At 29.6% G+C, this 6,937-nt stretch carries 4 protein-coding genes; all 4 read right to left on the bottom strand.

The annotated features are described in order from the left end of the window. Positions 1–804: 804 nt before the first annotated feature. Positions 805–1,545, bottom strand: a complete 741-nt coding sequence (locus MC378_RS11095; RefSeq protein ID WP_242178837.1) for a DUF4294 domain-containing protein — start codon at positions 1,543–1,545, stop codon at positions 805–807. An 8-nt stretch (positions 1,546–1,553) separates the two neighbouring features. Further along, the gene (gene ligA / locus MC378_RS11090) at positions 1,554–3,551 is read right to left on the bottom strand and encodes an NAD-dependent DNA ligase LigA (RefSeq protein WP_242178836.1); all 1,998 of its coding nucleotides are present in this window, start codon (positions 3,549–3,551) and stop codon (positions 1,554–1,556) included. A 287-nt stretch (positions 3,552–3,838) separates the two neighbouring features. Further along, positions 3,839–5,281 carry a glyceraldehyde-3-phosphate dehydrogenase gene (locus tag MC378_RS11085; protein ID WP_242178835.1) on the bottom strand — a complete coding sequence of 481 codons (1,443 nt, stop codon included), beginning with the start codon at positions 5,279–5,281 and terminating at the stop codon, positions 3,839–3,841. Positions 5,282–5,419: 138 nt separating this feature from the next. Continuing rightward, the gene (locus tag MC378_RS11080) at positions 5,420–6,814 is read right to left on the bottom strand and encodes a trypsin-like peptidase domain-containing protein (RefSeq protein ID WP_242178834.1); all 1,395 of its coding nucleotides are present in this window, start codon (positions 6,812–6,814) and stop codon (positions 5,420–5,422) included. Between the last annotated feature and the right edge of the window lie 123 nt (positions 6,815–6,937).

Raw genomic sequence — 6,937 nt, 5'->3', positions numbered from 1 at the left:
AAAATTTCTCTGATCGTTTTGCTGTATTTGTTAGCGGCTGCAAATATATAAACTATTTCTATTCTGACAATAAAAAATGAAGTTTTTTTTTAAACTATTTCTAACCGATAAATACTGAACTTATTTTCCGAAAAATTCGGACTGCAAAGATACAATGCTTTTCTATTAAAAACCAAATATAAATTGAAGTTTTTTTTGAATTAAAATCCTATTCGATTTCTATACTAAACTCCAATACCTACTCAACCAACACAACATCTCAATGAACTAAACTAACAATCTCATATTCCTGTTAGCGGGTGCAAATATACACCCTCTTTTGAATCCCACAACTCTTTTTAGATTCTTTTTTTATGTTTGTTTTGATTACTCTCATAAACCTATTATTTTTAGTGTTTTACATCCAAAATTATTTTACCTTTTTTATCATCTTACTTTAGAACTATGCATCTAAACTTATTTATCAGTACATAAATACATTTATGAATAATGTATTTATCTTCAAACAAAGAGAAAAAATACCTACTATACTTATGAATAGAAACCGAAAATTATAAATATCTTCTATAAATAAACTGTGTTAGGGATTGAAACGGCATCCTTTTTATGCCAGCTTAAAGAAATCTTTAGAATAAAACAAGATTAATACAATACAAAAAGTTTCTAAAAAATTACTTTTGCATAAAAAGATATAGTGAAAAGCCCGCCCTTTTTTTATTCTACTCACTTAAAAAGCATCAGCCAAGTACAAATTTAACTAAGAACTAGATAGAAATCTCTTGAAAAAAAGGGAACACCCAAGAGCTAATCTGTCTTTCTTTTTTTTACTTTTTTCTTTTTTTTCATCTTAGCAAACATTTTTTTATACTCTTCTACATTGATTTCAGATTTTCTATCTGCTAATATTTTAGAAAAATCGAATGTGAGTTTTGATGCTTGTCTTTCTAATTTATCTTCTAGAAAAGCACGCTGTAAAACATCTTCTATTAAAAAGTCTTCATTTACAATTTCAGGATGGTATTCTGTTTTTAAAGAAAGTTTAAAAATGTTTGCGGTTGTATTATACCAAAATGCTTTCCAGCCACTTCTAATACTTCTGATATTATTAAAAGCTGTTTTACCTGTTTGACGATGAATTAACTTAATTAAAATTCGCCCTTCCGTATTTGTCATTTTTTTAATTTGATCCGTAAACTCACCTTCTATATACTTTTGAATTTTCTTTGTATAACTTCTTCGCTTACTTTTAGACTCTATTCTCTGCAATCTTGCATTTAAAGAGTCTAACCTTTGTGAGGCTAATTTTGCATAGGGATAAGCTTTGAATACTTTTTTACGGAACCAAAAATAGTATCTTACATCTTCTATAGATTTGAATTTATGTTTTGGTAATAATGTAAACTCATTTAACTGAACGATTAAAGTATCCCCTGGCTTTACAAAAACATATTTATCTAAATTCTTTGGCAAAGAATCTACTTCTCTCTTTTGTGAAAAAGAAAAAAAAGAAATACCTATTATATATATGTAAAGAAGTTTTTTCAAATTACAATTTATGAGATTTTATCTAAAAAATCTTGTTCAGAGATAATTTCGACTCCTAAATCTTGCGCTTTTGTTAATTTTGATGGCCCCATGTTATCTCCTGCAACAATAAAATTAGTTTTTTTAGAAATTGATGAACTTACTTTTCCGCCATTATCTTCAATTGCTTTTTTGAGCTCATTTCTACTTAACTGATGAAAAACACCAGAAACCACAAAAATCTGTCCTTCTAATTTGTTTGTTTGATTCTCTAAACTTTCTGCAGAAACTTCTAATTGAATACCTACAGATTTTAACCTATTTATTAATTGAATGTTTCCTAAATCAGAAGAAAAATCTAAAATACTTTGTGCAATTCGATCTCCAATTTCATCAACCTGTATCAATTCTTCAAAACTAGCTGTCATTAAATTATCAATGGATTTAAAATGTTTTGCTAGTTTTTTAGCAACCGTTTCTCCTACAAAACGAATTCCCAAAGCAAATAATACTTTTTCGAAAGGAATTTCTTTTGATTTTTGAATTCCTTCAATCATATTCTGAGTAGATTTTTCTGCCATTCTTTCTAATGGAATTACTTGATCTACTGTTAAATCATATAAATCTGCATAGTTTTTAACCAATCCTTCTTTACGTAATAAATCAACCGTTTCTCCTCCTAAACCATCAATATCCATCGCTTTTCTACTGATAAAGTGTTTTATTCTTCCTGTAATTTGTGGAGCACAACCAAATTCATTTGGACAATAATGTTTTGCATCTCCTTCTGTTCTCACTAACTTTGTATTACATACAGGGCAATTTGTTGCATATATTGTAGGTTCTGAATTTTCTGGACGTTTTGTTAAATCAACAGCAATAATTTTAGGAATGATTTCACCTCCTTTTTCAACAAAAACAGTATCACCCTCTCTAATATCTAATTTTTCAATTTGATCAGCATTGTGAAGAGAAGCTCTTTTTACAGTTGTTCCTGCCAATTGTACGGGTTCTAAATTTGCGACTGGAGTTATAGCCCCTGTTCTACCAACCTGATACGTAATTTTATTTAAAATTGTTGAAACCTGCTCTGCTTTGAACTTATATGCAATTGCCCATCTTGGTGCTTTTGCAGTATATCCTAGTTCTTCTTGTTGTTGTAAATTATTTACTTTTACCACTACTCCATCTGTTTCGTATGGAAGACTGTGTCTTTTTTGATCCCAATGATTTATAAATTCAAAAACTTCATCAATTGATTTTACTAAAGTGATGGTTTCTGGAACTTTAAAACCTACTTTTCTGGCATTTTTTAAACTTTCAAAATGTGTTTTGTATTTACGTTCTTCTGTTACTACTTGATATAATAAACAATCTAAAGGTCGTTTTGCTACTTCTGAGCTGTCTTGTAATTTTAAACTTCCGCTTGCTGTATTTCTTGGGTTTCTATATTCTTCTTCCTCGTTTTCAACACGCTCTTCATTCATTTTCTTAAACCCTTCAATTGGTAAAATGATTTCTCCACGCATTTCAAAATTATGTACAAAATCCGATTTTAAACTTAAAGGAATAGAACGAATGGTCTTTATATTAGGAGTTACATCATCTCCTTGAAAACCGTCTCCACGAGTTACTGCTTTTACAAACTCTCCGTTTTTATAAGTTAAGTTAATAGAAGCTCCATCATATTTTAATTCGCATGTATATTCAATTTCTGTTGAGCCTAGCATTTTTTGAATGCGTTTTTCCCAATCTAACAAATCCTCTTTAGAGTATGAATTGTCTAAAGAATACATTCTATTTTTATGAGTTACTGTATTAAAATTCTTCGTTATTTCTCCTCCTACTCTTTGTGTTGGTGAGTTGGCATCGAAAAATTCTGGATTTTCTTTTTCTAATTTCTCTAATTCTTTCAGTTTGATATCGAAATCGAAATCGGAAATTGTAGCATTATCTAACACATAATAATTGTAATTATGGTTATTTAATTCGTCACGAAGTTGTTGTATTTTTTGCTGGATTGTCATTAAAGGTATACTTGCTTTTTTTTGATAAAAATAATAAAAACTAAATGAACAGGAATATTATTCTAAAGAAGTTTACAAACTAGTTTAGCCCTGATTGAAGCAATTGTTTTAACTCTTTTTGAACTTGGTTTTCATAAAAAGATATTTTTAGGAAGTAGATCTAGCGAAGCTAAAAATAAAGCGAGTGCGGAAAGCAAGAAATTTCTACTAAAAAACAAAACTCGAAACAAAAATGTTTCGAGTTTTTACATTTAATTTTCATTAAATGAATTTGCACTAAGAGTATTTTAATAATATGTAAATCTTCTAACTTTTGCAATATGTTTTGCTAAACGCATTACTTGATGAGAATATCCATACTCGTTATCGTACCATACATAAATTACAATAGTTTCATCATCTGTAATGGTTGCTTTACTATCAAAAATTGATGGAGCTGTAGAACCAATAATATCAGAAGACACCAATTCATTATCCATAGAGTATTTTATTTGCTCTACTAAATCGCCTTCTAAAGCATATTGTTTTATAATTGCGTTTACTACATCTACTGTTACATTTGTACGCAATTGCAAACTTAAAATAGCTAAAGATCCGTTTGGAACAGGAACTCTAATAGCATTTGATGTTAATTTATTTTCTAAAGCTGGTAAGGCTTTTGCAACAGCTTTTCCAGCACCAGTTTCTGTAATTACCATATTTAAAGCAGCAGCTCTTCCTCTTCTGTATTTACTGTGCATATTGTCTACCAAATTTTGGTCATTGGTATATGCATGTATGGTTTCTAAATGTCCTTTTTTAATTCCGAAATTATCTTCTAAAACTTTTAATACTGGTGTTATTGCATTTGTTGTACAAGAAGCGGCAGAAAAAATATCTACTTTATCAGGATTGTACTCCAAGTGATTTACCCCATGTACAATATTTGGAACACCTTTTCCGGGTGCTGTTAATAAAACTTTACTTGCACCTTTTGCCTTTAAGTGTCTTGCCAAAGCAGCAGCATCTCTAAAAGCGCCTGTGTTATCAATGATTAACGCATCCTTTATTCCATATTCGGTATAATCTATATCTTCAGGTTGTTTTGCAGCAATCATATGTACCGTAGTCCCATTAATAATTAATGCATTGTTTTCTATATCTGTTTGTACAGTTCCTAAGAAATCTCCGTGAACAGAATCAATACTTAATAATGAAGCTCTTTTTTCTAATACCGATTGATTGATATCACCACGAGTAACAATAGCTCTTAATCTTAATTGAGAACCTTTCCCCATTTTGGTCATTAACTCTCTTGCTAATAGACGTCCTATTCTACCAAAACCATATAAAACTACATCTTTTGGTTGAATATTTTTAGCAGCAGTTGCATCTTTTAATTTACTTTTTACAAATGCTACTTTATCTGCACAAAGTTTTGGGTTTAAATGACATTCATAAGCTAATTTACCTATATCTAATTTAGAGGATGGTAAATCTAATAGTTGAATTGCTTTTGCAATTGCTAATGCATCTAAAATTGTAATAGGTTTATTTACAAATTCTTTAGCATAATCTATTAAGTTTAAAACCTCACTAGCTCTTTTATCTACTAATGGGTTTCTAAATAATACTAATTCAATAGATTTATCATACCATAAATCGTTTACAATATTGATAAACTCTACCGTTGCTCTTCTTGTTTTTGCTTGAGAAGCTAATTCTTTTTCGTAATTTGAAATTGTTGACATAGTTGTGTTTGTCTAAAAAATTAAATTTGCTGCAAAAGTATTCAATAATTCCATAATACGAAATCGATTTCGTAAAGTTTTCGTAAATAAAAAAATCCTGATAAATTATCAGGATTTTTAATTGAATAAACATTAATATTATCTAAATCTTAATGTTTCTTTTTCGCCATCAGGATTTATCATTTCAATAATAATAGAATATCTACTTTGAGCAATACTTTCTAAAAACTTAACCGCATCTTCTGCATTGGTAACTTTCTTGCCATTTATTTTAGTGATAATAAAGTTTCTCAAACTATTCTTAGGTTCTCTTTCTCCTGTTTCAACAATTTTTACACCATAAGAAAGCCCTTTACTTTTTAACTCTTTTTTAGAAAGGTTTTTCAATTCCCAATTAAAAGAATTAGAAATGAATCGTTTTATTTTTTTAGTCAGTGTTACACTCTTTGTAAGCAGTTGACCGTCTCTATCTATAGTTATATCAACCGTTTCTCCTGGTCTTTTTGCAGTAAGCTGTCCTCTTAATTCTGAGAATTTTGTAATTTCTACATTGTTTACTTTTACAATAATATCATCTTTCTGTAATCCTGCTTTTGCAGCACCTTGACCATCTTCTACTCCCACAATTTTAACTCCAGAAATATCGCTATCTTCTAAAGGATTATAACGAATACCTATAACCGCTTCTTGTACTACACCATATTCTAGTAAATCATCTACTACTTTTTTTGCAATATTAGAAGGAACTGCAAAAGAATAACCAATAAAAGATCCAGTTTTAGAAGTAATTGCAGTATTAATTCCTACCAATTCTCCTCGTGTATTTACCAGTGCCCCACCACTGTTTCCCGGATTAACCGCAGCATCTGTTTGTATAAATGATTCAATATTTCCATTCCCTTCTAAATCTCTTCCCTTTGCACTTACAATACCTGCAGTTACTGTTGATGTTAAATTATATGGGTTTCCAACTGCTAATACCCATTCTCCAACTTTAATATTATCTGAATTTGCAAATGGAGAATATGGTAATTCTATATCTGCATCAATTTTTAATAATGCAATATCATTGTTTTTGTCTGCTCCTATTAATTTTGCTTTGTATTTCTTTTTATTATTTAAAGTAATTTCTAAATCACTTGCACCATCAATAACATGATTATTGGTTACAATATATCCATCAGATGAAATAATAACCCCACTACCAGTACCCACTTGCTCGTATTTTCTTTCTCCATTTCCGTTACCGAAGAAAATATCTAACGGATTTATTTGTGTTCTTACAGCTGTATTTTTAACATGTACAACAGAATGTATAGACCTTTCTGCAGCAGTTGTAAAATCAATAGATGATGCATCTACATTTGAGTTATTGGTATTAAAAGCTGGGGTAAAATTTGTTTTAACCATTTTCATTGGTTCATTTACTGTTCTTTTAATTATAACAGTATCTTTAAAAAGCAGTTTGTATCCACCCAAAGTAAGTGTTCCCCCTAAAACTGCCATTCCTAATAAACTAAAAAATTTCTTCATGATTCTAAATTTTTATGTGATTCAAATATACAATTTTAACAATTTCAAAAAATCTGTTTAACTTCATTTTAACTGACTTTAACCGCTTTTTAACAGTCTTAATTTCTTCATTAAATACCTATC

Origin of the sequence: Polaribacter marinus (assembly GCF_022662535.1) — a bacterium.
Taxonomy (GTDB): Bacteria; Bacteroidota; Bacteroidia; order Flavobacteriales; family Flavobacteriaceae; genus Polaribacter; species Polaribacter marinus.
The sequence above is the reverse complement of the archived record's forward strand: the minus strand, read 5'-3'. Positions and strand labels throughout refer to the sequence as shown.

Excerpts from the sequence above, each read along its gene's own strand:
- ligA (WP_242178836.1), bottom strand. The coding sequence starts at position 3,551 with ATGACAATCCAGCAAAAAATACAACAACTTCGTGACGAATTAAATAAC.
- MC378_RS11085 (WP_242178835.1), bottom strand. The coding sequence starts at position 5,281 with ATGTCAACAATTTCAAATTACGAAAAAGAATTAGCTTCTCAAGCAAAA.
- MC378_RS11080 (WP_242178834.1), bottom strand. The coding sequence starts at position 6,814 with ATGAAGAAATTTTTTAGTTTATTAGGAATGGCAGTTTTAGGGGGAACA.